At 39.9% G+C, this 22,163-nt stretch carries 21 protein-coding genes and 1 tRNA gene; 12 read left to right on the plus strand and 10 right to left on the minus strand.

Annotation, left to right across the window (positions count from 1 at the left end; translation table 11 throughout):
• Positions 1 to 78 precede the first annotated feature (78 nt).
• From DBK98_RS15055 to DBK98_RS15085, 7 genes are all read left to right on the plus strand, one after another.
• Positions 79 to 152 (plus strand) — tRNA-Arg (locus tag DBK98_RS15055).
• A gap of 251 nt (positions 153 to 403) precedes the next feature.
• The gene (locus DBK98_RS15060; protein WP_005806010.1) at positions 404 to 1,102 is read left to right on the plus strand and encodes an SOS response-associated peptidase; all 699 of its coding nucleotides are present in this window, start codon (positions 404 to 406) and stop codon (positions 1,100 to 1,102) included.
• Between the two features lie 174 nt (positions 1,103 to 1,276).
• Positions 1,277 to 2,014, plus strand: a complete 738-nt coding sequence (locus DBK98_RS15065) for a hypothetical protein (protein ID WP_005806012.1) — start codon at positions 1,277 to 1,279, stop codon at positions 2,012 to 2,014.
• A gap of 120 nt (positions 2,015 to 2,134) precedes the next feature.
• Positions 2,135 to 3,118 carry an aminodeoxychorismate synthase component I gene (locus tag DBK98_RS15070; RefSeq protein WP_080594334.1) on the plus strand — a complete coding sequence of 328 codons (984 nt, stop codon included), beginning with the start codon at positions 2,135 to 2,137 and terminating at the stop codon, positions 3,116 to 3,118.
• The gene (locus DBK98_RS15075) at positions 3,102 to 3,698 is read left to right on the plus strand and encodes an aminotransferase class IV family protein (RefSeq protein WP_005777672.1); all 597 of its coding nucleotides are present in this window, start codon (positions 3,102 to 3,104) and stop codon (positions 3,696 to 3,698) included. The genes DBK98_RS15070 and DBK98_RS15075 overlap by 17 nt, the downstream gene beginning before the upstream one ends.
• A 287-nt stretch (positions 3,699 to 3,985) precedes the next feature.
• A complete protein-coding gene (locus DBK98_RS15080; protein ID WP_005777676.1) occupies positions 3,986 to 4,654 on the plus strand; it encodes a DUF2461 domain-containing protein in 669 nt (222 codons plus the stop codon).
• A gap of 66 nt (positions 4,655 to 4,720) precedes the next feature.
• Positions 4,721 to 6,733 (plus strand): alpha amylase C-terminal domain-containing protein, encoded by a 2,013-nt coding sequence (locus DBK98_RS15085; RefSeq protein WP_005806019.1) that lies wholly within the window; start codon positions 4,721 to 4,723, stop codon positions 6,731 to 6,733.
• Positions 6,734 to 6,801: 68 nt separating this feature from the next.
• On the opposite strand, the gene DBK98_RS15090 is transcribed toward DBK98_RS15085, so the two are convergent.
• From DBK98_RS15090 to DBK98_RS15105, 4 genes are all read right to left on the minus strand, one after another.
• A complete protein-coding gene (locus DBK98_RS15090) occupies positions 6,802 to 8,499 on the minus strand; it encodes an alpha-amylase family glycosyl hydrolase (protein ID WP_005806021.1) in 1,698 nt (565 codons plus the stop codon).
• An 11-nt stretch (positions 8,500 to 8,510) separates the two neighbouring features.
• A complete protein-coding gene (locus tag DBK98_RS15095; RefSeq protein WP_005806023.1) occupies positions 8,511 to 9,569 on the minus strand; it encodes a Gfo/Idh/MocA family oxidoreductase in 1,059 nt (352 codons plus the stop codon).
• Positions 9,560 to 10,360, minus strand: coding sequence for a patatin-like phospholipase family protein (locus DBK98_RS15100; RefSeq protein ID WP_005806024.1), 801 nt, complete (start codon positions 10,358 to 10,360; stop codon positions 9,560 to 9,562). The genes DBK98_RS15095 and DBK98_RS15100 overlap by 10 nt, the downstream gene beginning before the upstream one ends.
• 180 nt (positions 10,361 to 10,540) lie before the next feature.
• Positions 10,541 to 11,749: an MFS transporter gene (locus DBK98_RS15105; RefSeq protein ID WP_032537132.1), complete on the minus strand. Its 1,209-nt coding sequence runs from the start codon at positions 11,747 to 11,749 to the stop codon at positions 10,541 to 10,543.
• A 223-nt stretch (positions 11,750 to 11,972) separates the two neighbouring features.
• Here DBK98_RS15105 and DBK98_RS15110 point away from each other — a divergent pair, with 223 nt between their 5' ends.
• The 4 genes from DBK98_RS15110 (at position 11,973) to DBK98_RS15125 (ending at position 15,723) form a co-directional block, all read left to right on the plus strand.
• The gene (locus DBK98_RS15110) at positions 11,973 to 13,475 is read left to right on the plus strand and encodes a glutamine synthetase family protein (RefSeq protein WP_032537147.1); all 1,503 of its coding nucleotides are present in this window, start codon (positions 11,973 to 11,975) and stop codon (positions 13,473 to 13,475) included.
• An 87-nt stretch (positions 13,476 to 13,562) separates the two neighbouring features.
• Positions 13,563 to 14,141 carry a Crp/Fnr family transcriptional regulator gene (locus tag DBK98_RS15115; protein WP_022012736.1) on the plus strand — a complete coding sequence of 193 codons (579 nt, stop codon included), beginning with the start codon at positions 13,563 to 13,565 and terminating at the stop codon, positions 14,139 to 14,141.
• Between the two features lie 71 nt (positions 14,142 to 14,212).
• The gene (locus tag DBK98_RS15120; protein ID WP_032537131.1) at positions 14,213 to 14,926 is read left to right on the plus strand and encodes an SDR family NAD(P)-dependent oxidoreductase; all 714 of its coding nucleotides are present in this window, start codon (positions 14,213 to 14,215) and stop codon (positions 14,924 to 14,926) included.
• A gap of 203 nt (positions 14,927 to 15,129) precedes the next feature.
• Positions 15,130 to 15,723, plus strand: coding sequence for a phosphatase PAP2 family protein (locus tag DBK98_RS15125; protein ID WP_005777688.1), 594 nt, complete (start codon positions 15,130 to 15,132; stop codon positions 15,721 to 15,723).
• 82 nt (positions 15,724 to 15,805) lie between these two features.
• On the opposite strand, the gene DBK98_RS15130 is transcribed toward DBK98_RS15125, so the two are convergent.
• From DBK98_RS15130 to thiD, 6 genes are all read right to left on the minus strand, one after another.
• A complete protein-coding gene (locus tag DBK98_RS15130) occupies positions 15,806 to 16,015 on the minus strand; it encodes a winged helix-turn-helix domain-containing protein (protein ID WP_005777689.1) in 210 nt (69 codons plus the stop codon).
• Between the two features lie 723 nt (positions 16,016 to 16,738).
• Positions 16,739 to 16,909, minus strand: coding sequence for a hypothetical protein (locus DBK98_RS15135; RefSeq protein WP_164932422.1), 171 nt, complete (start codon positions 16,907 to 16,909; stop codon positions 16,739 to 16,741).
• Positions 16,910 to 16,949: 40 nt separating this feature from the next.
• Positions 16,950 to 17,819 (minus strand): succinate--CoA ligase subunit alpha, encoded by an 870-nt coding sequence (sucD, locus tag DBK98_RS15140; RefSeq protein ID WP_032537130.1) that lies wholly within the window; start codon positions 17,817 to 17,819, stop codon positions 16,950 to 16,952.
• Positions 17,816 to 18,964, minus strand: coding sequence for an ADP-forming succinate--CoA ligase subunit beta (sucC, locus tag DBK98_RS15145; protein WP_005820221.1), 1,149 nt, complete (start codon positions 18,962 to 18,964; stop codon positions 17,816 to 17,818). Before sucC ends, sucD begins: the two co-directional genes overlap by 4 nt.
• Positions 18,965 to 19,219: 255 nt before the next feature.
• Positions 19,220 to 20,107: an ACP S-malonyltransferase gene (fabD, locus tag DBK98_RS15150; protein WP_022012733.1), complete on the minus strand. Its 888-nt coding sequence runs from the start codon at positions 20,105 to 20,107 to the stop codon at positions 19,220 to 19,222.
• Between the two features lie 102 nt (positions 20,108 to 20,209).
• Positions 20,210 to 21,043: a bifunctional hydroxymethylpyrimidine kinase/phosphomethylpyrimidine kinase gene (gene thiD / locus DBK98_RS15155; protein WP_022012732.1), complete on the minus strand. Its 834-nt coding sequence runs from the start codon at positions 21,041 to 21,043 to the stop codon at positions 20,210 to 20,212.
• 342 nt (positions 21,044 to 21,385) lie between these two features.
• Here thiD and DBK98_RS15160 point away from each other — a divergent pair, with 342 nt between their 5' ends.
• The gene (locus DBK98_RS15160) at positions 21,386 to 22,117 is read left to right on the plus strand and encodes an NUDIX domain-containing protein (RefSeq protein ID WP_005806044.1); all 732 of its coding nucleotides are present in this window, start codon (positions 21,386 to 21,388) and stop codon (positions 22,115 to 22,117) included.
• The last annotated feature ends 46 nt before the right edge of the window (positions 22,118 to 22,163 follow it).

A 22,163-nucleotide genomic window follows, 5' to 3' on the forward strand; every position in this document is an offset into this window, starting at 1 on the left:
AAAATGTAAGTAAAAAAAGTCATAGATTCTTTTGGAGATTTCAGAAAAAGCACTACCTTTGCACTCGCAATCAAGGATGGTTCCGTAGCTCAGCTGGATAGAGCAACGCCCTTCTAAGGCGTGGGTCAAGCGTTCGAATCGCTTCGGAATCACAACGTAAAGGCAAGTAGTCTGTAAAAAGACTGCTTGCCTTTCGTCATTTTTCTGGCTATCAAACACTTAGTACTATATCGTTTCAGATCAAAATCGTGCGAATTTCTTCAAAAAGGTAGAAAACATGCCCCAATAGGGGCATGGTAGAAAGAATTTAGAAAACAACTAAAGTAGTGGATGGAAACAAGTAAAGCCATCTGGATGTTATATAACCAATATTAATGAAATACTAACTATTAACTACTAAACCATGTGTTTTCATAATTCAATGTCTGCCAAAGCTATAAAACTGGCTACACGTTACGGACGAAAATCTGATATCATTGAGATATATCGGGATGTTCTTAACGAACAATATCACATTAATGCCTTTAACTTTCCCAAATATCCGATTATCACTGCATCTGATGAGATACAGGTATTCAATTGGGGACTTATTCCCTTTTGGGTAAAGACAGAAGAGGATGCTGAAGAGATGCGTAAAATGACCTTAAACGCAAGGGCAGAAACAATATTTGAAAAGCCGTCGTTTCGTGAATCTATAATGAGGAAAAGATGTATCGTTCCCTCTACTGGATATTTTGAGTGGAGACATGAAGAGAGTAAGAAGACTCCTTATTATATTTATGTTAAAAATGAATCCATCTTTTCAATGGCAGGCATTTATGACATCTGGACAGATAAGGAATCGGGTAGGCAGCATGCTACTTTCTCCATCATAACGACTGCTACAAATTCGTTGACGGATTACATACATAACACTAAACACCGAATGCCGGCTATTTTGTCACCGGAAGATGAAGAACAGTGGCTGAATCCTGAATTATCCCGCGAGAATATTGAATATTTCTTTAAACCATATTCTTCAGATGAAATGGGGGCATACCCGATAGGTAATGATTTTATAAAGAAAATGCCAACGGACAAAAGTATTTTGCAGCGGGCATAAAGTTGGTGTATGGCTTCCGGAATATTATCAGATTGGTATTTTATCACTTTTTTTAACGGAAAAATAACTATCGTTATTGACTTTTCAAAAAAGTCAAAAGATGAAAAAATATATTGTGTTTACATAAGATTCGTGTTACATTTGAACGATAAACAATTAAAAAACACAATAACCATGAAAAAAATTATTTTATTACTTGCTTTATGTTTTACCGCAAATAATTTCTTTGCGCAGACTACTGATCCGAATCAACTGAAGAATGAAGGTAATGACGCTTTGAATGCAAAAAATTATGCTGTTGCTTATGAGAAATATAGCGAATACCTGAAATTAACTAATAATCAGGACTCTGTTACTGCATACAACTGTGGCGTATGTGCGGATAACATAAAGAAATATAATGAAGCTGCCAACTATTTTGATATTGCAATTAAAAAAAGGTACAACTTAGCAAATGCATATATCGGTAAATCGGCTGCCTATCGTGATATGAAGAATAATAAGGAGTATATTGCTACATTGGCAGAAGGTATCAAAGCTGTTCCAGGCAATGCAACGCTTGAAAAGCTATATGCAATATACTATTTAAAAGAGGGGCAGAAATTTCAGCAGGCAGGCAATATTGAAAAAGCAGAAGAGAATTATAAACATGCAACTGACGTGAGCAGTAAAAAGTGGAAGACTGATGCTTTATATAGCTTGGGAGTTTTGTTCTATAACAATGGAGCAAGTGTTCTGCAGAAAGCAACTCCTTTAGCAAATTCGAACAAAGAAAAATATGCTTCCGAGAAAGCCAAAGCAGATGCAGATTTCAAAAAAGCCGTAGACTACCTGGGAGAGGCAATTACCTTGTCACCCAATAGAACTGAAATCAAACAGATGCAAGATCAAGCAAAAGGAATGATAAAATAAAAAGATTATCCTAAAGATAGAAGAGAATGGGGTTGCTAAAATCAGCAACCCTATTTTTTTGTATGCATCTGTTTTTTATTGTAAGTTTGTCACTTGAACTAAACAGTGAAAAAAAGAATGATGCAATCCTATAGTAAAAATGAAGCTATCGACCGTATAAATAAACTGGCCAAAACAGGAAAAGCGTTTCTGTTTATTATAAACTATAAACAAGATTGTTCTTTTGTAGAGCAGATAGATAATATAGACCCGTCTGAGCTTCTTTATAATCTGAATGGCTTTAGCAACTGTACGTCTGTACCTATACCTTTACAATCTCCTATAACATGGAGGCCGACCCCAATATCGCTTGTACAATATAAAACTTCGTTCGATATTGTACGCAGAAATATTCTGGGAGGAAATAGTTTTTTAACGAATCTCACCTGTATAACTCCGGTCGCTACAAATTTAGGATTGGAAGATATTTTTTATCATTCTCAAGCTTTATACAAACTTTGGCTGAAGAATCGCTTTGTCGTTTTTTCCCCAGAGATATTCATTCGTATAGAGAATGGGAAGATTTGTTCTTATCCTATGAAAGGAACAATGGACGCAACTTTACCTTCCGCCTTGGAGGTATTGATGGAGGATGAAAAGGAGGCGGCAGAACATGCCACAATTGTTGATCTGATACGGAATGATTTGAGTATGGTGGCAGATTGTGTAGCTGTAACCCGTTATCGCTATGTAGATACTCTCCATACAAATCACGGCCCTATTTTACAGACCAGTTCGGAAATCAGTGGGATTTTGCCGAAAGATTATGTTTCCTGTTTGGGAGATATTCTTTTCAAGCTTCTCCCTGCCGGTTCCATTACGGGAGCCCCAAAACATAAAACGATGGAGATAATAGAACAGGCGGAAAATTATGATAGAGGGTTTTATACTGGCATTACCGGATACTATAACGGAAAAAAGTTGGATAGTGCCGTCATGATTCGTTTCATTGAAGAACAAGATGGAAAAATGTTTTTTAAGAGTGGAGGAGGGATTACCTGTAAAAGTGACTTAGAAAGTGAATATAATGAAATGAAGCAGAAAGTTTATGTGCCAATTTATTGAAACAATACATATAGAGAGAGGAATAATATATAATCTGGATTATCACACGAATCGGATGAACCGGACACGTGCAGTTTTTTGGCCGGAACAGCCTGCGTTAGAGCTATCGAAATACCTTTATCCTGTATCAAGCGAAGGAGTGATGAAGTGCAGAGTAATCTATGGTCGCGAAATAGAGGAGATTACATATACGTCTTATCAAATACGTCCGGTACATTCTTTACAGATTGTTTATTCGGATGATATCGATTACACTTACAAAAGTACAGATCGGAGTGTAATTAATGAACTTTTCGCTCGCAGACAGGAACAAGACGACATACTAATTGTCAAGAATGGACTTCTGACAGATACATCTATAGGTAATATTGCTCTTTTCGATGGAAATGAATGGTATACCCCAAAACAGCCTCTCCTTAAAGGTACCCGAAGAGCATCATTGTTAGCTATGAATCTAATCAAGGAAAAAGAAATAACCGTAGAGCGGTTGTTTGAATACTCTCAAATCTGTTTATTCAACGCAATGATCGACTTTGGTAAGATAAAGATTGATGTCAATCAGGATCTCATACGGATATAACGATTATTAACAAGTTTATTTCTGGTCTGTTTGAACAAAACCTCTTTGGGGCATGTTATATAGATGTGTTTTTCATAGTATTAGATATAAGATTAATTAAAGAGATTGTACCAGCTTGTGATAAGTAAGTACGTCAGAAACAGAGGCGTCTGTTTTATTGATAAATGTGTTAAAGTGTCGGCTCTTTGTAGCCGACACTTTTTTTATACCTGTTTTTCGTCCATTTTATGGATAGTTACAAATAATTCTTATATATTTGTGGGATATAAACAGAAAAGAATGACACAATGAGTAATATACCTGTTATCTTTCGTTTTTTAAAAGACCTTACTGCGAATAACAATCGTGAGTGGTTTAATGAACATCGGGGTGAATATGAAATAGCCCGCATAGAATTTGAAAACTTCCTTTCTTCCGTAATTGCCCGTATTTCACTCTTTGACGAAAGTATCCGTGGCATTCAACCCAAAGATTGTACCTATCGTATTTACCGGGACACCCGTTTTTCTTCTGATAAAACTCCTTATAAGAATCATTTCGGAGGATATATTAATGCGAAAGGGAAAAAATCCAATCATAGTGGTTATTACGTACATATACAACCAGAAGGTTGTATGCTGGCCGGAGGTAGTTTATGCCTGCCACCCAACGTTTTAAAAGCATTGCGTCAATCTATTTATGATAACATTGACGAGTATCGTTCGATTGTGGAAGATCCTGAATTCAAAAAGTTCTTTCCAGTTGTTGGTGAAGATTTTCTAAAAACTGCTCCTAAAGGTTTTCCTAAAGATTTCAAATACATTGATTATTTGAAACCTAAAGAATTTACTTGTGCTTATTCTGTGCCAGACAGTTTTTTCCTGGCTCCTGATATTCTGGATAAAACAGAAGAGGTGTTCCGGCAATTCAAACGCTTTGCTGATTTTACGAATTTTACTATCGATGATTTTGAATAACGATTGGATAGGTATATCCTGAATGACTCTAAAAACAAATTCTGAAACACATAATACATCCTTTTTATGGAAAAGACTCTTAATCTGATTAAAAATGATCCTTGGCTGGAACCTTACAAAGACGCTATCGTCGGACGTTTTGAACATGCCATGGATAAGAAGGCCGAATTGACCAATGGGGGAAAATCTACGTTGTCGGACTTCGCTTCCGGATATCTTTATTTCGGTTTACATCGCACTGATAAAGGATGGATATTCCGTGAGTGGGCACCGAATGCGTCGCATATTTACATGGTAGGTACATTCAGTAATTGGGAAGAAAAACCTACTTATAAACTAAAACGCCTGAAAAATGGTAACTGGGAAATTAAATTGCCTGCTGACGCTATCAAACACGGCGATCTATATAAATTACATGTATACTGGGAAGGTGGTCAGGGAGAACGAATTCCCGCTTGGGCTAACCGGGTCGTGCAGGATGAAAGCACCAAAATATTCAGTGCTCAGGTATGGGCACCGGAGAAGCCATTTAAATTTAAAAAGAAAACCTTTAAACCCAGTACCGATCCATTGCTGATTTACGAATGCCACATCGGTATGGCACAGCAAGAGGAAAAAGTTGGAACATATAATGAATTTCGCGAGAAAATTTTGCCACGCATTGCCAAAGAGGGATATAATTGTATCCAGATTATGGCCATACAGGAGCATCCATATTATGGTAGTTTCGGTTATCATGTGTCAAGTTTCTTTGCGGCATCATCTCGTTTCGGCACTCCAGAGGAACTCAAACTGTTAATTGATACAGCTCACGAACTGGGTATTGCCGTTATTATGGACATTGTTCATTCGCATGCCGTAAAAAATGAGGTAGAAGGGTTGGGCAACTTTGCAGGTGATCCGAACCAATATTTCTATCCGGGCGGACGCAGAGAACATCCGGCATGGGATTCACTTTGCTTCGACTATGGTAAAAACGAAGTAGTGCATTTCTTGCTTTCAAACTGCAAATACTGGCTGGAAGAGTATCGCTTTGATGGATTCCGTTTCGATGGTGTCACTTCTATGCTCTATTACAGCCACGGATTGGGCGAGGCATTCTGTAATTATGGAGATTATTTTAATGGGCATCAGGATGGCAATGCCATCTGTTACTTGACACTGGCTAATGAATTGATTCATGAAGTGAATCCTAAGGCTATTACCATTGCAGAAGAGGTATCCGGTATGCCGGGACTTGCCGCCAAAGTGGAAGACGGAGGGTATGGATTTGACTATCGTATGGCTATGAATATCCCCGACTATTGGATTAAGACCATTAAAGAGAAGATAGACGAAGACTGGAAGCCATCCAGCATGTTTTGGGAAGTAACTAACCGCCGACAGGATGAGAAGACAATCTCATATGCCGAAAGCCATGATCAGGCGTTAGTAGGGGATAAGACAATCATATTCCGCCTGATTGATGCCGACATGTACTGGCATATGCAGAAGGGCGATGAAAACTATATGGTTCATAGGGGCATTGCTCTCCATAAAATGATTCGTCTACTTACGGCAAGTACGATCAACGGTGGATACCTGAATTTTATGGGAAACGAATTCGGACATCCGGAATGGATTGACTTCCCGCGTGAAGGTAACGGATGGTCATGTAAATATGCTCGCCGCCAGTGGGATTTGGTTGATAATAAAAACCTGACTTACCATTACTTAGGTGATTTTGATGCTGACATGCTGAAAGTAATCAAGAGCGTTAAAAACATTCAGCAGACTCCTGTACAGGAAATTTGGCATAACGATGGTGACCAAGTACTGGCATACCAACGTAAAGACTTGATTTTTGTGTTCAATTTCAATCCGAAACAATCATTTACTGATTATGGATTTTTGGTAACCCCCGGAACTTATGAGGTAATATTGAATACAGACAACGTAGTTTATGGAGGCAATGGCTTGTCAGACGATAGTGTGAAACATTTCACATTGCCCGATTCTTTATATAAAAAAGAAAAGAAAGAATGGTTGAAACTCTATATTCCTGCGCGAACAGCAATGGTATTGAAAAGAACCAAATAAAAATGGGAATAAACAGATAAAAAACAGCCCTTGCACAGATTAGATTGCAAGGGCTGTTTTATATTCAACTAAAATTTAATCTTCAGTATTTTACCGGTATATGCTCCTAAAGCTATTTCTGTGGCTTTATAAGGCAATAAACAGACTACTTCTTCTTTATCGGTCATTAAATCGGTTGCTTTGTATGAGTCAAATTGGGGAATCTGCAAAAAATCGAAGGCATGAGAAGGTACATTAATTGCAACATTTACCGATTGATTATCAAAGTTTACGACTACAAACAGCAATTCATTTTTATACTTACGCATGAAAGTATACTGCTTATGTTCATTAAATCTCCATCCATTTTCATTGGCATACATCAAATCAAAAAATACACCTTTTGATATTGCCTGCTCTTCATTACATAGAGTCAAAACCTTATGGTAAATTGCATATAAATGCTTTTGTTCTTCAGTTAGCATTTTTCCATCAAATTTACCTTCGTTACGCCAACGCCGAATGGTGTCTACACTCCAATAATCGAAAATAGTGGTTCGTCCGTCACGTCCGCTGAATCCTTCACTATCCATTCCCATTTCTCCGAACTCCTGACCAAAATAGATCATCATCGGATTCGTATTCATGCAAGCTGATACGATTAGTGCGGGAATGCCCTTGCGTGGGTCTCCGGCAAAGAAATCAGATGCAATGCGCTGTTCGTCATGATTCTCAAGGAAGTTAAGCATCCGCTTTTCAATCCCCCCCAAAGACTGCCAACTACGGGTGATGGCAGTTGCTGAATCATAACCACAAGCCACGTTACGCAAGGTATCATACAGTCCTACTTTATCATAGAGATAATCGAACTTACCACGAAACAGATAATTTTTATATTCGTGAGGATTGTATACTTCAGCAATAAACAAAATATTGGAATAGGTTTGTTTCACTTGTGGAATAGCCCATTCCCAGAACTCTACCGGAACCATTTCAGCCATATCACAACGGAATCCATCAATGTTCTTGGAAGCCCAGAAAAAAAGAATATCCAACATTTTAATCCAGGTATCCGGAGTCGGTGAAAAATGACAGGTTCCTCCATTTTGATAATCTACTCCATAATTCAGCTTTACAGTTTCATACCAGTCATTTATATTCGGGTAAGCATCAAATCGATTGTTACCAGTTGCTTTGGCAGGAAATTCACGATAAGGTTCCACTGCGTTTCCTGTCATATCAAACTGACCGTGCAATTCCGATTGTGGAATATAATAAAAATTATTGTATGGACTGAACGAGTAATTAGGATCATCGTTGGCTCCGAGCTGGCTGGTACCATCCGGCTGTGCATCCGAATGATATTGGCGCGCTACATGATTCGGTACAAAGTCGATAATCACTTTTAGTCCTACCCTGTGTGTGCGGTTTACCAGGTTTTCAAACTCTTTCATTCGTCCGGGAACATCAGTAGCCAAATCCGGATCTACATCATAATAATCCTTAATGGCATAAGGAGAGCCCGCTTTGCCTTTTACAATAGCCGGATGATCCGGTCGGATATTATATCTTCTGTAATCAGTCTGAGTAGCGTGTTCGATAATACCGGTATACCAAATATGAGTCGCTCCGAGCTTTCTGATCTCACCCAAAGCTTTGGCTGTGAAATCAGCCATTTTTCCACAACCGTTTTGTAAGATGTCTCCGTTATTGATGCAGTGGTTATTATTATTTCCAAACAAGCGCGTAAACACTTGATAAATAATCATTTTTTCTTCGTTCTTCATTTTTATAAAAGCTATTTAAGATTAACTATTTTAGTTTCCCGATGGCTCTGATAAGCCGCTTCGATTATTCGTATCACATTCAAGATGTCTTGTGCATGCGTTTTCAACGTTTTTCCTAAACACAAGTGTTCATATATATTCTGATAGAAACCACCATAATTACCGGATATACCCGGATATTTCCGGCAGATTTCTTTTCCATTCATTTCTGTATGCAATAATCCCCATTCTTGTTCCGATTCCTCTCCCCAATTAGGGCTGCCAGGCATTTCACCAGCCAATAAGGCAGCTTCTTGTTTGTCGACTCCATATTTGACATACGATCCTAACGTCCCATGCAACATGAAACGTGGTTCGGCTTCCCGCATCAAATAGCTTGCTTTCAGGGTGATCTTCACATCAGGTGCCAAGGAAGGACGTAACAAATGAATTATAAAATAATCATCTACTTTTCCTCCATTACGAAGTACACCCAAATCGGCAAAAACAGCTTCAGGCATTCCGAGAAGCTGAACTGCCTGATCAATCAGGTGTGATCCCAGATTATATGTCAGTCCACCTCCCGATACTCCGGTTTCTTTCCATGTGTTAGGCTTGATAAAGTTTCGGTAACGGGCGAAAGTTGATTCATATTCCACTAAGCGACCTAACAACGACTTATCAAGAATATCACGTACTGTCAAAAAGTCTGCATCCCACCTGCGGTTTTGATACACACTAAGCATTAGTCCTTTTTGTTCAGACAAAGCTATTAATTCTTTTCCTTGTTCTGTAGTAGAAGTAAAAGGTTTCTCAACTACCACGTTTTTTCCGGCTTTAAGAGCCATTCGGGTATATTCATAATGTGTACTGTCCGGGGTATTAACCACAATCAGATCTATCTCGGGATCCTCTGTCAACTCATTAAAACTACGCACAATCGTTGCTTGCGGATAACGTGCTTTAGAGAGTTCCTTGGTACGCTCTACTATTTTACAAAGTTTGAAATGCGGATTCGTACTGATAAACGGGGCATGAAATACCTGTCCCGACATACCAAAAGCAGCCAATCCGGTTTTTATTATCTCCATATCTTTCCTTTCTCCTCAATCAGTTGATCCAAAACTTCGGAAGCTGTGTTATAGCCTTGCTCAAAAATCTCTTCAGCTTTTTCAAGCTCAGTATTGCTGTAACCCTCCAGATTATAAGGTTCTATTAGTAAATCACAATTATCGCGCTCCGGAAACGTATTGGCGCGAAACATAAAATGATAAGAGCGCATGGCAATACTGACAATATTCATTTTATATTTCTCTGCCATCAGCGGACTGACATTTACTGCCACTACTTTTTCACATTCATTTCGGATGGTAGAAACCGGTAGATTCATCAAAAGCCCTCCGTCCACATAGTGTGTATTTCCTATTTTTACAGGCGTAAACAATACCGGCATACAGCATGAAGCTGCCACTCGTTCGGCTATATTCCCTTTATGAAAATGCATACTGCGCCCATGATCCAGATCAGTGGCGGTGATGATAAGTGGAAGTTTTAAGTCTTCCAGTTTCTGTGCTTTAAGATTCGACTTCAGAAAGTCTATAAATTCTCCCAGTGCAAATAAACCGACTTTGGGAATCACAAGTTTGGTCAAGTCCTGAAATTTATGTCCGGAAAAGTAGTCCAACACTCTATAGGGTTCGTTACCGTCGGCGTAAAAAACTCCGGCCAAAGCTCCGGCACTTACTCCTGAAATGATATCCGGTTTAATATCATGCTCCAATAAGGCCTGGATAACTCCCAAATGGGCAAATCCTTTAATAAAGCCTCCGCTTAAGGCATATCCAATGTTATAAGGTTTTCCGGTTAATGCGTTATTCTCCATTTTCATTTACTTGATTCATATATGTACGCCACGAAATTAGTAAAATAATTAAGAGGGAGAATTGATATAAGAAAAAAACTGGTAGAAAATAGCATTAAAAAGGATAAAATCCGGAAAAGTGCTTCCGGATTTTATTTATTCAAATATAAAAAGCAGATACAGACTACTTTTCAATTATTCTTATTTTTCTTTTTTCGTTTTTTTTAAATCCGGTAAAAACCAAGTTACCAATCCTAATAACGGCATGAATGCACAAACATTGTATACCGCATCGATTCCAAATTTATCGGCCATATTGCCAAGGACAGCAGAGGCGATACCGGCAACACCAAATGCAAATCCAAAAAAGAGTCCCGAAATCAGCCCTAATTTATTAGGAAGCAGTTCCTGCGCATAAAGCAAAATAGCGGGAAAAGCGGACGATAACATCAGTCCGACGCAAAAACTAAGAAGTACAGTCCATACAAGTCCGGCATGTGGCATCAACAAACTAAACGGTGCTGTGCCAAGGATTGATCCCCAAATTACATATTTGCGCCCGACCTTATCACCGATAGGGCCTCCCATTAATGTACCGATGGCAGTAGCTACCAGAAATACAAATAAGAAGAGTTGTGATTGCTGAATACTTATATTAAACTTATGTATCAGATAGAAAGTATAATAGCTATTCAGACTCGCCATATAAATATATTTAGAAAAGATCAAGATCATCAGTATCGTAATGGCAAACACTGTTTTGCCTGGAGAGAGCGGGCGTTCAATATAGGTTCTTGCAAGTATGGGACGTTTTTTAAGATGGTTCAGATAGGCCCGGTACCACCGACAAATAGGGAACATTGCACAGATAGCCGCTAAAGCAAGAATTGCAAACAAAGCAATATAATGCCTGCCGTAAGGAGCCACTAACAACGCCACTAACAAAGGGCCTAATGATCCGCCCAAATTGCCGCCCACCTGAAAGAGTGATTGCGCTAATCCCCGTTTTCCTCCTGAAGCTAAAAAGGTTATACGTGATGCTTCGGGATGAAGGACAGAAGAACCGATTCCAATAATAAAAACGGATGCAAGCAACCAGTGTAAATTGGATGCAAAAGCCAGATTCAACATACCTACCAGTGTGAAACTCATTCCGATGGGAAGTGACCATGCTATAGGACGTTTGTCAAAAATAAGACCGGTCAGTGGTTGAAACACGGAAGCGGACATCTGGTAAACAAGAGTTATCAATCCAATCTGAGCAAAACTTAACGAGAGATCTTCTTTAAAGAGAGGATATACAGCCGAAATGACAGCCTGCAAAAGATCATTTAAACAGTGAGAAATACTTAATGCGATCAATATAGGAAATGCAATCCTACGAACCGGTTGGACCTGATTTTGTACCATATATTCTATACCTTATTTAAAATCGGATGCAAAGGTATAAAAAACAAAGAAGTAAGTAGCATAGGAGTGAGTCTAAATTAAAGAATAGCCGAATCGTCAGCGGATGAAAGGGAACTATTATTTTTCATGGGAATAAATCTTGATTTGCTAACTTTTTGTGTATCTTTGGTTCATAAAATAATCTGTTAACCCAAATAATTAATGAAACAACAATCAACGTATGATGAATCAAGAATTATTAATGAGTCCCAATCATCTGGTGACATTTTTGCAAAAGCCTGCTGCTGAATTTACAAAAGCAGATATTATTTCCTATATCCAACAAAATGAAATCCGCATGGTCAACTTTATGTATCCTGCTGCGGACGGACGACTTAAAACATTGAATTTTGTAATAAACAACGCTGCCTATCTGGATGCTATCCTGACTTGTGGTGAACGAGTGGATGGATCAAGCCTGTTTCCTTTTATAGAGGCAGGGAGCAGTGATTTGTATGTAATTCCACGCTTCCGTACCGCATTCGTTGATCCATTTGCAGAATTACCTACACTCGTGATGCTTTGCTCTTTCTTTAATAAAGATGGAGAACCTCTGGAAAGTTCTCCCGAATATACCTTACACAAAGCTTGTAAAGCGTTCACGGAAGTAACAGGCATGGAGTTTCAGGCTATGGGAGAATTGGAGTATTATGTGATTGCCGAGGACGACGGAATGTTTCCGGCAACCGATCAGCGCGGTTATCATGAATCAGGACCTTATGCTAAATTCAATGATTTCCGTACACAATGTATGTCTTACATAGCTCAAACGGGTGGACAAATAAAATACGGGCATTCTGAAGTCGGTAATTTTATGCTTGATGATAAAGTCTACGAGCAAAATGAAATAGAATTTCTGCCAGTCCGTGCAGAAGATGCTGCCGACCAATTGATAATAGCCAAATGGGTTATCCGCAACTTAGCTTACCAATATGGTTATGATATTACATTTGCTCCGAAAATTACAGTGGGCAAAGCTGGATCCGGATTACATATCCATATGCGCATGATGAAAGACGGACAGAACCAGATGCTAAAAGGTGGGATTCTTTCTGATACAGCTCGTAGAGCCATTGCGGGCATGATGCTGCTTGCCCCATCCATCACGGCTTTCGGAAATACAAATCCTACTTCATATTTCCGGCTTGTACCACATCAAGAGGCGCCGACTAATGTTTGTTGGGGCGATCGAAACCGTTCTGTATTGGTACGAGTTCCATTGGGATGGTCTGCTAAGACAGATATGTGTGCGTTAGCCAATCCATTGGAGTTGGACAGCCACTATGATACGACGCAAAAGCAGACAGTGGAAATGCGTTCACCGGACGGATCAGCCGATCTCTATCAATTACTGGCAGGACTTGCAGTGGCCTGTCGTCACGGTTTTGAGATAGACAACGCCTTAACCATTGCAGAGAAGACATACGTTAACGTAAATATCCATCAGAAAGAAAATGTTGATAAACTGAAAAACTTAGCACAACTACCGGATAGCTGTGCGGCATCAGCAGACTGCTTACAGAAACAACGGACTGTATTTGAACAGTATAATGTATTCAGCCCTGCTATGATTGATGGCATTATCAGTAGATTACGAAGCTATAATGATGCTACCCTGCGTATAGAGATACAGGGCAAACCGGAGGAGATGCTGGCATTAGTAAGCAAGTACTTCCATTGCGGATAAAGTCCCCCAAAGATCATTTTAATGCGGATTGAGTATCATAGTTCAGTCCGCATTATTTATATTCGCACTTCAAAATGAAATTATATCATGGAAGAAGCAAAAGATTTCAATAAGTATACATCGAAGGTTAACTTTGCCCCCATTACAGATTTTGTACTTCAAAATGGGCAACTTACCCAATATCAAAAAGGAGATTTCTTTTGCCGACAAAATGAATCCTGCAAATTGATGGGGTATGTGGCAGAAGGTTCTTTCCGCTATTGCTGTACCAACAGTCGGGGAGAAAATAAAATTGTAGGCTATACATTCGAACACTCGTTTGTGGGTAATTATCCGGCATTCCGTTTAGGAGATAATTCAAATGTAGATATACAAGCCATTTGTAACTGCACTGTTTATATAGTAAACAACAGACAGTTAGAGGAATTCTATGACCGGGACGACACGAATCTGAAATTGGGCAGACATATAGCTGAAATATTGTTATGGGAAGTATATGAACGGATGATATCGATGTACAGCATGACGCCCGAAGAACGATATAGGGAGATACTTGAACGTTGTCCCGGACTGTTGAATTTGATTTCATTGAAGGAACTGGCATCCTATCTGATGATATGTCCGGAAACACTCAGCCGTCTTCGAAGAAAGTTAGTACAAAAATAAAATCTTGATTTCAGTCAAGATTCATTTGTTCCGATCCCAATACCTTTGTGTAAGCATTAAAAAGAATAAAAATGAAAAAGGTTATCATAATAGGAGCTACATCCGGGATCGGCAGAGGATTGGCAGAACGGTTTATTCAGGAAGGGAATATGGTTGGCATAACGGGACGAAGGGAAAATAAACTGCAAGAGCTTTGTTCACAAAATAAAAACTGTTTTTATACCATATCAGATGTTACAAAGGAAACTGATACAATCCGGCAACTCAATAATCTTGTGGACAGAATGGGAGGTATGGATATACTCGTGTTCTGTTCGGGGGTAGGGGAACTAAACCCTGAGCTCGATTATAATTTAGAGAGACCGACTCTTTTGACCAATGTTATCGGATTCACCAATGTAGCAGACTGGGCATTTCATTTTTTCCAGAAACAAGAATCGGGGCATCTGGTTACAATTTCCTCTGTAGGCGGGATGCGTGGTGAAGGAATAGCACCGGCATACAATGCTTCGAAAGCCTATCAAATCAATTATACGGAAGGCTTGAGGAAGAAAGCAGCCAAGCTATCTTACCCCATTCACATTACGGACATACGCCCAGGATTCGTAGACACAGCGATGGCTAAAGGAGAGGGGTTGTTTTGGGTCACTCCACTACAGAAAGCCGTACAACAGATATACCGGGCAATCTTTCGGAAAAGAAAAGTTGTATACATCTCAAGAAGGTGGAGATATGTAGCAATGCTTTTGAGAATAATGCCTGCTTCTATTTATTGTAAAATGTGACAGCAGAAGTAGGGCTCCGGTTTTTCTGACATTTGACAGATTGAGTTATCTACTTTCGTTCGATCTTTGCTGCTCCCGGAATATTTATTAATATGAATGTTATAATAAGACAAATAATATTTTCATATTAATTGTTCCTAATGTCTTCTGCATCAAAAGAATTATCTTTGTAGGCATATACTATAAACCTATAATAGAACGAAATGAGTCCACGTAAATTAATACTTTGGCTATTTGCCTGTACCCTTATAGTATGTGCCCTGCGGGCCGGATTATTGACAAGTGCAGATCAATATATCTATCATCTGCGGAATATGCATGCTTCGACTTTTGCATATCGGTATGATGATTTTCTACCCTATCTACCGATTGTTGTCATGTTTATATTGAAACTTGCAGGAGTAAAAAGTCGTAGTAACTGGAAACGTATGCTCGTTTCAACTGCATTTGCGTATGTTTTGATGGGAGCAGTAGTCATCTCCATGAAATCATTGGCGGGTGTTCTCCGTCCAGACGGTTCGGATTTTCTTTCCTTCCCTTCAGGCCATACGGCTACTGCTTTTACGGCTGCTACTCTTTTATATAAAGAATATGGCTTCAAGACTCCTTTAGCCACCATTGCCACTTTCCTGCCGGCTGTTGTTACCGGCTTCACACGCCAATTAAACAATCGTCATTGGCTAAGTGACGTATTGGCCGGTGCTACCATTGGCATCATGATGGTAGAGTTAGCTTATTTTCTGACAAATTTAATTTTTAGGAAAGAGAGTGACACGCATACTTGTCCTAAATCATAAGAAATATAATAGGGATTATCCGGTGACGAATAATCCCTATTATATTTCTTAGACTCTGACAGTCAATTCTCTTAAAGTAAAATCAGAAAGCATCATGACTGACATATAGCAGATAGTTGTGTCTCTGAATAAAAATATTATTTTCTCTGGCTAACCAACCTACTGCAAGTGCAACATCTTCAGCGCTGAGGTTAATTTTCCGACTAAGTTCCTGAATAGATATTTTTCCCCTCATTTCATTCAGGGTGCGCCATACTTTGCCGGCGTTTTCTCCAATTGTTTCTAATTCCATTTTACATTATTTGGTTATGTTCCTAATATACAGAAAAACATTCAAATACAGAATTTTTAAGTCATGTTTTTATTCTGGTTTTGCATTTTTTAGTGTAAATCTCAAGTACTCTTTACCGGATAATCCGGCTTTGGAACAAGAAGAGTAAAATAAACCATATTTGTGCAAATAATAAGGGGGATTAACTAAAAAAGGAGTCCGCGATAATCCCGGCCTCCTTTTTCAAACGTTTTTTTCAATCAAACTCTGTTTTATAATCCTTTATTCATGGAGCATTACATAGCCCCAAATCATAGAATCGGAATTACCGATTCTATCCAACAATCTTTTTACCCATTTCATAATCTCAAATTTTTATGTTATACCTTGAAAACATTACAAATGTAAGGGAGAAATATGACGATTGAATTGACGTAGGATAAAAAGGCTGTTTTAAACTGTTTGTTTTTGATGTATGTCAATGATTGCAGGATAATCCTGTTACATCTTATCAAAGAATAACCCGACAAAGAGTAAATGTGAAAATAAATAGTTAAAAGATGGATGAAAACGGAACAAAGTAGATAAAATACCGTCTTATTATAAATGTTATACAACTGATAAAGTGAGGGAGCCGTACACCCTTTATGCGTAGCCATTCCCGAAGGTAGCTGGGAGTATTCTATTTCCTTGAAAAAGCCCGTACAATTTTTGTACGGGCCTTTTATTAGGCAGAAAAGTGATTCAATCGTTATTATCTTCCTCGTCGTCGACCAAATTATTAAGTTCCACTTCCAGATCAACCAACTCTTGCTCCCATATCTTCAGTATCTCTCTGGGGGTATCATTGGGAGCTTTCTTAATTCTTTCCTGAGCAAGAGATACCTCATGCTCTAATTCCTTGCGCCTACTCATATCGTTAAGTCTATAAGTTTGATGAATTAAAATGATTTGTTCAAAAACGCCCCTTTAACAGGTCCGGTATTTCCGAAGGTTCGCCGGCGACCCTGATTCCTGCAATCTCCAATGCTGAAATTTTTTCGGCAGCAGAACCGGAACTTCCGGATATAATGGCTCCGGCATGTCCCATCTGCTTGCCCGGCGGGGCAGATTGCCCTGCAATAAATGCTACTACAGGTTTAGTTACATGTTCACAAATATATGCTGCGGCCAGTTCTTCTGCATTTCCTCCGATCTCACCAATCATAACAATAGCATCTGTTTGAGGATCATTCTGTAACATTGCCAATAATTCACGGAAATAAAGTCCGACAACAGGATCTCCCCCCATGCCGATAGCGGTGGATTGCCCCATACCTTTGGCTGTGAGATGTGACACGATTTCGTAAGTCAGTGTTCCGCTTCGGCTTATCACTCCTATATTGCCCGGACTGAATACCTGTCCGGGAAGAATACCTACCAGACTTTTCCCCGGAGAGATAAGCCCCGGACAGTTTGGTCCAATCAGTTTTGCTCCTTTCTGTTCAGTAAACCGATAGGCTTTTATCACGTCCAGTGTCGGAATTCCTTCTGTAATGCAAATAATCAATCGGATACCTGCATCGGCAGCCTCCATAATAGCATCAGCAGCAAAACGGGCCGGTACAAAAATAATAGATGTATTGGCCTGTGTGCGGCGGACAGCTTCATACATGGTATTGAATACCGGAAAGTTATCATCTACCATTGTGCCTCCTTTTCCGGGCGATGTGCCACCCACTACATTAGTTCCATATTCAGCCATCTTTTTTGCATGAAAGAGTCCGTCCCTGCCTGTAATTCCCTGTACCAGGAGTCGGGTGGATTTATCAATAAGTATGCTCATATCGATTCTTTTTTTAATGATTCTACAGCCATCCGAGTAGCTTCTTCCATTGTTTGTGCTACCTGAAAACGACTATTTTTACTCAATAATTCACGTCCCATACGTTCGTTCGTGCCCGTCAGTCGTACAATAATAGGGATATCCGTATGTATCTGGTCAAATGCCTGCAATAGTCCGATAGCCACGTCATCACCTCGGGTGATGCCACCGAAAATATTGATAAAGACAACCTTTACCTTTTTATCATCCAGCAATAATTTCATTGCTTCTATTACTTTGATAGGATTCGAGCTACCGCCAATATCAAGAAAATTTGCCGGATTACCTCCATAAAGTTTAATCATATCCATGGTTGCCATAGCTAAACCGGCTCCGTTAACCATACAGCCAATTTCGCCATCCATACGGACATAACTGAATCCCCTCTCTTTGGCAATAGCTTCAAGCTTTTCATCTTCTGTAGGTTCTGATAGTTTCTGCAAATCCGAATGACGGTAAAGTGCGTTATCATCAAACACCATTTTCGCATCAATTGCCAGTAATGTACCCGTAGGGGTAAGTACCAATGGATTAATCTCAGCCAGTGAGGCATCCTTTTCAATAAATGCTTTGTAAAGGTTTTGAATAATGGTTGTCATCCGATTGGCCTGCTCGGCTTGTTCGAATAGAGAGAAAGCAAATTTACGTGCCAGATAATCGGGAATCCCGACCAGAGGATCAATGTTGTAACGCATTATTTTCTCGGGATATTGACGAGCCACTTCCTCAATGTCCATGCCACCGGCTGCACTCATGATCAGTACAACAGAACGTGTATTACGATCTATCGTAAAACTGATATAATATTCTGCGGCGATATTGATGGCTTCACTAAGAAGGACTTTGGTTACGGGATATCCTTTAATGGTCATCCCCAAAATCGTTTGAGCATATTGATAGACATCTCTGTCGTTATCGGCAAGTTTTACCCCACCGGCTTTTCCACGGCCCCCGGTCAATACTTGTGCCTTAATTGCGACCCGGTTTACACCCATACGGTGGTAAGCGGCTACAGCGCCGTCTGCAGTATGGCACAAAGCATGTTTTTCGACAGGTATTCCGTAAGAGGAGAAAATCTCTTTTGCCTGATATTCGTGTACTTTCATTGGACAAATAGGTTTGTTTCTAATTATAACAAAAGCATAGGCAAAAAGGTTGCAAAGTACTCAGGACACGCCAGATATGTCCACCCATCGGATTCACATGTGCAAAATGGATATAAAGGCAACTGGATATCTCCTTAAAACCAGAAGAAAGATTGTAAAATCAAGATATCGGATATGTTATTTTAAAAAAGTAACACCGAAACCCTATAGAAAGAGTTTCGGTGTTGTATTTAGAAAAAGTCTTCAAAAAGACTTTTATGCAATTCCGTGAGCAGATACTGTAGAGTCGATCTTCTTGATCAGCCCTTGTAATACGGCGCCCGGTCCACATTCTGTGAAGTCGGTAGCACCGTCGGCAACCATATTCTTTACGGTTTGAGTCCAGCGTACAGAAGCTGTCAATTGAGCAACCAGGTTCTTTTTGATTTCTTGCGGATCTGTATGAGGCAGAGCATCCACATTCTGGTAAACCGGACATTTCGGAGTGTGGACTTCGGTTGCGTTGATAGCAGCTTCCAGTTCTACTTTGGCAGGATCCATCAGAGGAGAGTGGAACGCTCCACCTACCTTCAGCGGAAGTGCACGTTTTGCTCCGGCTGCCTTCATCAGTTCGCAAGCTTTCTCGATTCCCGGTACAGATCCGGAAATTACAATCTGTCCCGGACAGTTGTAGTTAGCCGGTACACAAACTTCGCCTTCGGCGGCAACAGCCGCACAGATTTCTTCTACTTTCTCATCAGGCAGAGCGATAATGGCAGCCATTGTAGAAGGAGTAGCTTCACAAGCCTTCTGCATTGCCATGGCACGTGCATAAACCAGTTTCAAACCGTCCTCAAAAGAAAGAGCACCGGCAGCAACCAATGCAGAAAACTCACCCAATGAGTGTCCGGCAGTCATTTCCGGTTTGAAATCTTCCCCCATGCAAAGCGCAGAGATAACAGAATGAAGGAATACAGCAGGTTGGGTAACCTTGGTCTGGCGGAGGTCTTCATCAGTACCGTTGAACATAATATCTGTAATGCGATATCCCAGGATATCATTTGCTTTTTCAAACAATTCTTTTGCTAAAGCTGAAGTTTCATACAGGTCTTTGCCCATACCTACGAACTGGGCGCCTTGACCGGGGAATACAAATGCTTTCATATTTTTGTTTTTTAATTTAATTTGCGGGTGCAAAGTTATATATTTTTGCAATATGATAGCACAGAATTGACAAAATTGTGCAATAGAGAAGTGTTTTTCGGTTTATTCCTCTTCTTTATCTTCCCATATACTGGCTTTTTCCGGTCCCCAGAAATGACACAACGGGCCGTTGCCATGACCGACAATTATTTCTTTTCCGGCATCAATGGCCCTGCTGACATATGTTTTAGCTTTACCTACTGCCTGATCCATTGGAAGTCCTGATGCCAGATAGGTGGCGATTGAAGAAGAGAGAGTACATCCGGTACCATGTAAATTCCGGCTTTCTATTTTTCTCTCCTTATATATATAGGTGTTTCCGCCCGCAAACAATACATCCTGCATTTCGTTTCCCTGCAAGTGTCCTCCTTTCACCAATACCGCAGTATGATACATCGTGGAGAGCGTCCGGGCCGCATCTATCATCTCTTCCACTGTGGCTATTTTCATTCCCGTCAGCACTTCCGTTTCATCCAGATTGGGAGTTATCAAGGTTGTTTGCGGGATAAGTTCTTCTTTAATCAACTGTATTGCATCGTCAGTCATTAATTTCCGCCCACTGGTAGACACCATAACGGGGTCATAAACCACCGGGCGGTGAGGGTATTTTCGTAAGCAATCCGCAATCACTTTTACGAGGAGCGGTTCACTTACCATACCTATTTTCAGAGTATCTGGACATAAGTCGTCCATTACCGCTTCAATCTGTCCCTGCACAATCCCAGCGGGAACCGTGTGTACAGCCTTCACTCCCCTTGTATCTTGTACGGTGACTGCGGTAATCACCGATGCCGCGTATGCGCCCAGAGCAGAAATCGTTTTAATATCTGCCTGTATACCCGCCCCTCCCGAACAATCGGAACCGGCAATAGAAAGAACAACCGGATAACGTTTCATTTTAGTTTTTTTTAATAATTCTACAACAAAGATAGGATAAAAACAAAGAAGATACAAAATGACACACCTTATAAAATACAATAAGTCCGCCGTAAAACCAATGGTCTGCCATCAATCGAAAGAGCTGATTATAAAGTATCCCCGTCTTTTTGTACTTTCTACAATTACTGTCTTTCCTGGAAGGTAGAAATACATATTGTTGTATATACAATAAGATGAATACTCCTTAGTGTAAAACATACGATATGTATATATATGAAAAACAATGCTTTATAGCATATAATTTAATTGCTTACCAGATGAGAATATCTCTATATTTGCAATGTTCAAAGACTAAATATTATGCATGACATACCGAAACAAACCCCATTGGCAAACAATCATATCTCAGTAGACTGTGTAGTGATTGGTTTTGACGGAGAGCAACTCAAAGTCCTGTTGATTAAGCGGGTAGGAGAGGAAAACGGAGAAGTTTACCATGATATGAAGCTTCCCGGGAGCCTGATCTACATGGATGAAGACCTGGACGAAGCAGCACAACGTGTTTTATTCGAACTGACAGGTATCCGGAGCGTCAACCTGATGCAATTTAAAGCATTTGGTTCTAAAAACCGGACGAGCAATCCTAAAGATGTGCGTTGGTTGGAACGGGCAATGCAATCGAAAGTAGAGCGCATTGTCACCATAGCTTATCTATCGATGGTAAAGATAGACCGGGCGTTGGACAAAAACCTGGATGAGTTCCAGGCCTGTTGGGTGGCACTGAAAGATATAAAGACGTTGGCTTTTGACCATAATCTGATTATCAGAGAGGCGCTGATTTATATCCGGCAATTTGTGGAGTTCAATCCTTCAATGCTGTTTGATCTGCTGCCGCGCAAGTTTACCGCTTCCCAACTTCGGATCTTGTTCGAACTGGTATACGACAAAGCAGTGGATGTACGCAACTTCCATAAAAAGATAGCCTTGATGGAGTACGTCGTACCATTGGAAGAAAAACAAACCGGAGTGGCCCACCGGGCAGCCCGCTATTATAAATTCGACAAAAAGATATATAATAAGGTAAGACGGTAAGTCTTATGGAGATTTTATTTTAAATCACAAATTAATTAATAAACAA

Origin of the sequence: Bacteroides sp. PHL 2737, assembly GCF_004115325.2 — a bacterium.
Taxonomy (GTDB): domain Bacteria; phylum Bacteroidota; class Bacteroidia; order Bacteroidales; family Bacteroidaceae; genus Bacteroides; species Bacteroides hominis.

Excerpts from the sequence above, each read along its gene's own strand:
- DBK98_RS15160 (WP_005806044.1), top strand. The coding sequence starts at position 21,386 with ATGCATGACATACCGAAACAAACCCCATTGGCAAACAATCATATCTCA.
- thiD (WP_022012732.1), bottom strand. The coding sequence starts at position 21,043 with ATGAAACGTTATCCGGTTGTTCTTTCTATTGCCGGTTCCGATTGTTCG.
- DBK98_RS15130 (WP_005777689.1), bottom strand. The coding sequence starts at position 16,015 with ATGGAATTAGAAACAATTGGAGAAAACGCCGGCAAAGTATGGCGCACC.
- DBK98_RS15075 (WP_005777672.1), top strand. The coding sequence starts at position 3,102 with ATGTGCCAATTTATTGAAACAATACATATAGAGAGAGGAATAATATAT.
- sucD (WP_032537130.1), bottom strand. The coding sequence starts at position 17,819 with ATGAGCATACTTATTGATAAATCCACCCGACTCCTGGTACAGGGAATT.
- DBK98_RS15110 (WP_032537147.1), top strand. The coding sequence starts at position 11,973 with ATGAATCAAGAATTATTAATGAGTCCCAATCATCTGGTGACATTTTTG.
- DBK98_RS15135 (WP_164932422.1), bottom strand. The coding sequence starts at position 16,909 with ATGAGTAGGCGCAAGGAATTAGAGCATGAGGTATCTCTTGCTCAGGAA.
- DBK98_RS15080 (WP_005777676.1), top strand. The coding sequence starts at position 3,986 with ATGAGTAATATACCTGTTATCTTTCGTTTTTTAAAAGACCTTACTGCG.
- DBK98_RS15115 (WP_022012736.1), top strand. The coding sequence starts at position 13,563 with ATGGAAGAAGCAAAAGATTTCAATAAGTATACATCGAAGGTTAACTTT.
- DBK98_RS15105 (WP_032537132.1), bottom strand. The coding sequence starts at position 11,749 with ATGGTACAAAATCAGGTCCAACCGGTTCGTAGGATTGCATTTCCTATA.
- fabD (WP_022012733.1), bottom strand. The coding sequence starts at position 20,107 with ATGAAAGCATTTGTATTCCCCGGTCAAGGCGCCCAGTTCGTAGGTATG.
- DBK98_RS15120 (WP_032537131.1), top strand. The coding sequence starts at position 14,213 with ATGAAAAAGGTTATCATAATAGGAGCTACATCCGGGATCGGCAGAGGA.
- DBK98_RS15070 (WP_080594334.1), top strand. The coding sequence starts at position 2,135 with ATGCAATCCTATAGTAAAAATGAAGCTATCGACCGTATAAATAAACTG.
- DBK98_RS15065 (WP_005806012.1), top strand. The coding sequence starts at position 1,277 with ATGAAAAAAATTATTTTATTACTTGCTTTATGTTTTACCGCAAATAAT.
- DBK98_RS15085 (WP_005806019.1), top strand. The coding sequence starts at position 4,721 with ATGGAAAAGACTCTTAATCTGATTAAAAATGATCCTTGGCTGGAACCT.
- DBK98_RS15060 (WP_005806010.1), top strand. The coding sequence starts at position 404 with ATGTGTTTTCATAATTCAATGTCTGCCAAAGCTATAAAACTGGCTACA.
- DBK98_RS15125 (WP_005777688.1), top strand. The coding sequence starts at position 15,130 with ATGAGTCCACGTAAATTAATACTTTGGCTATTTGCCTGTACCCTTATA.
- DBK98_RS15095 (WP_005806023.1), bottom strand. The coding sequence starts at position 9,569 with ATGGAGATAATAAAAACCGGATTGGCTGCTTTTGGTATGTCGGGACAG.
- DBK98_RS15100 (WP_005806024.1), bottom strand. The coding sequence starts at position 10,360 with ATGGAGAATAACGCATTAACCGGAAAACCTTATAACATTGGATATGCC.
- sucC (WP_005820221.1), bottom strand. The coding sequence starts at position 18,964 with ATGAAAGTACACGAATATCAGGCAAAAGAGATTTTCTCCTCTTACGGA.
- DBK98_RS15090 (WP_005806021.1), bottom strand. The coding sequence starts at position 8,499 with ATGAAGAACGAAGAAAAAATGATTATTTATCAAGTGTTTACGCGCTTG.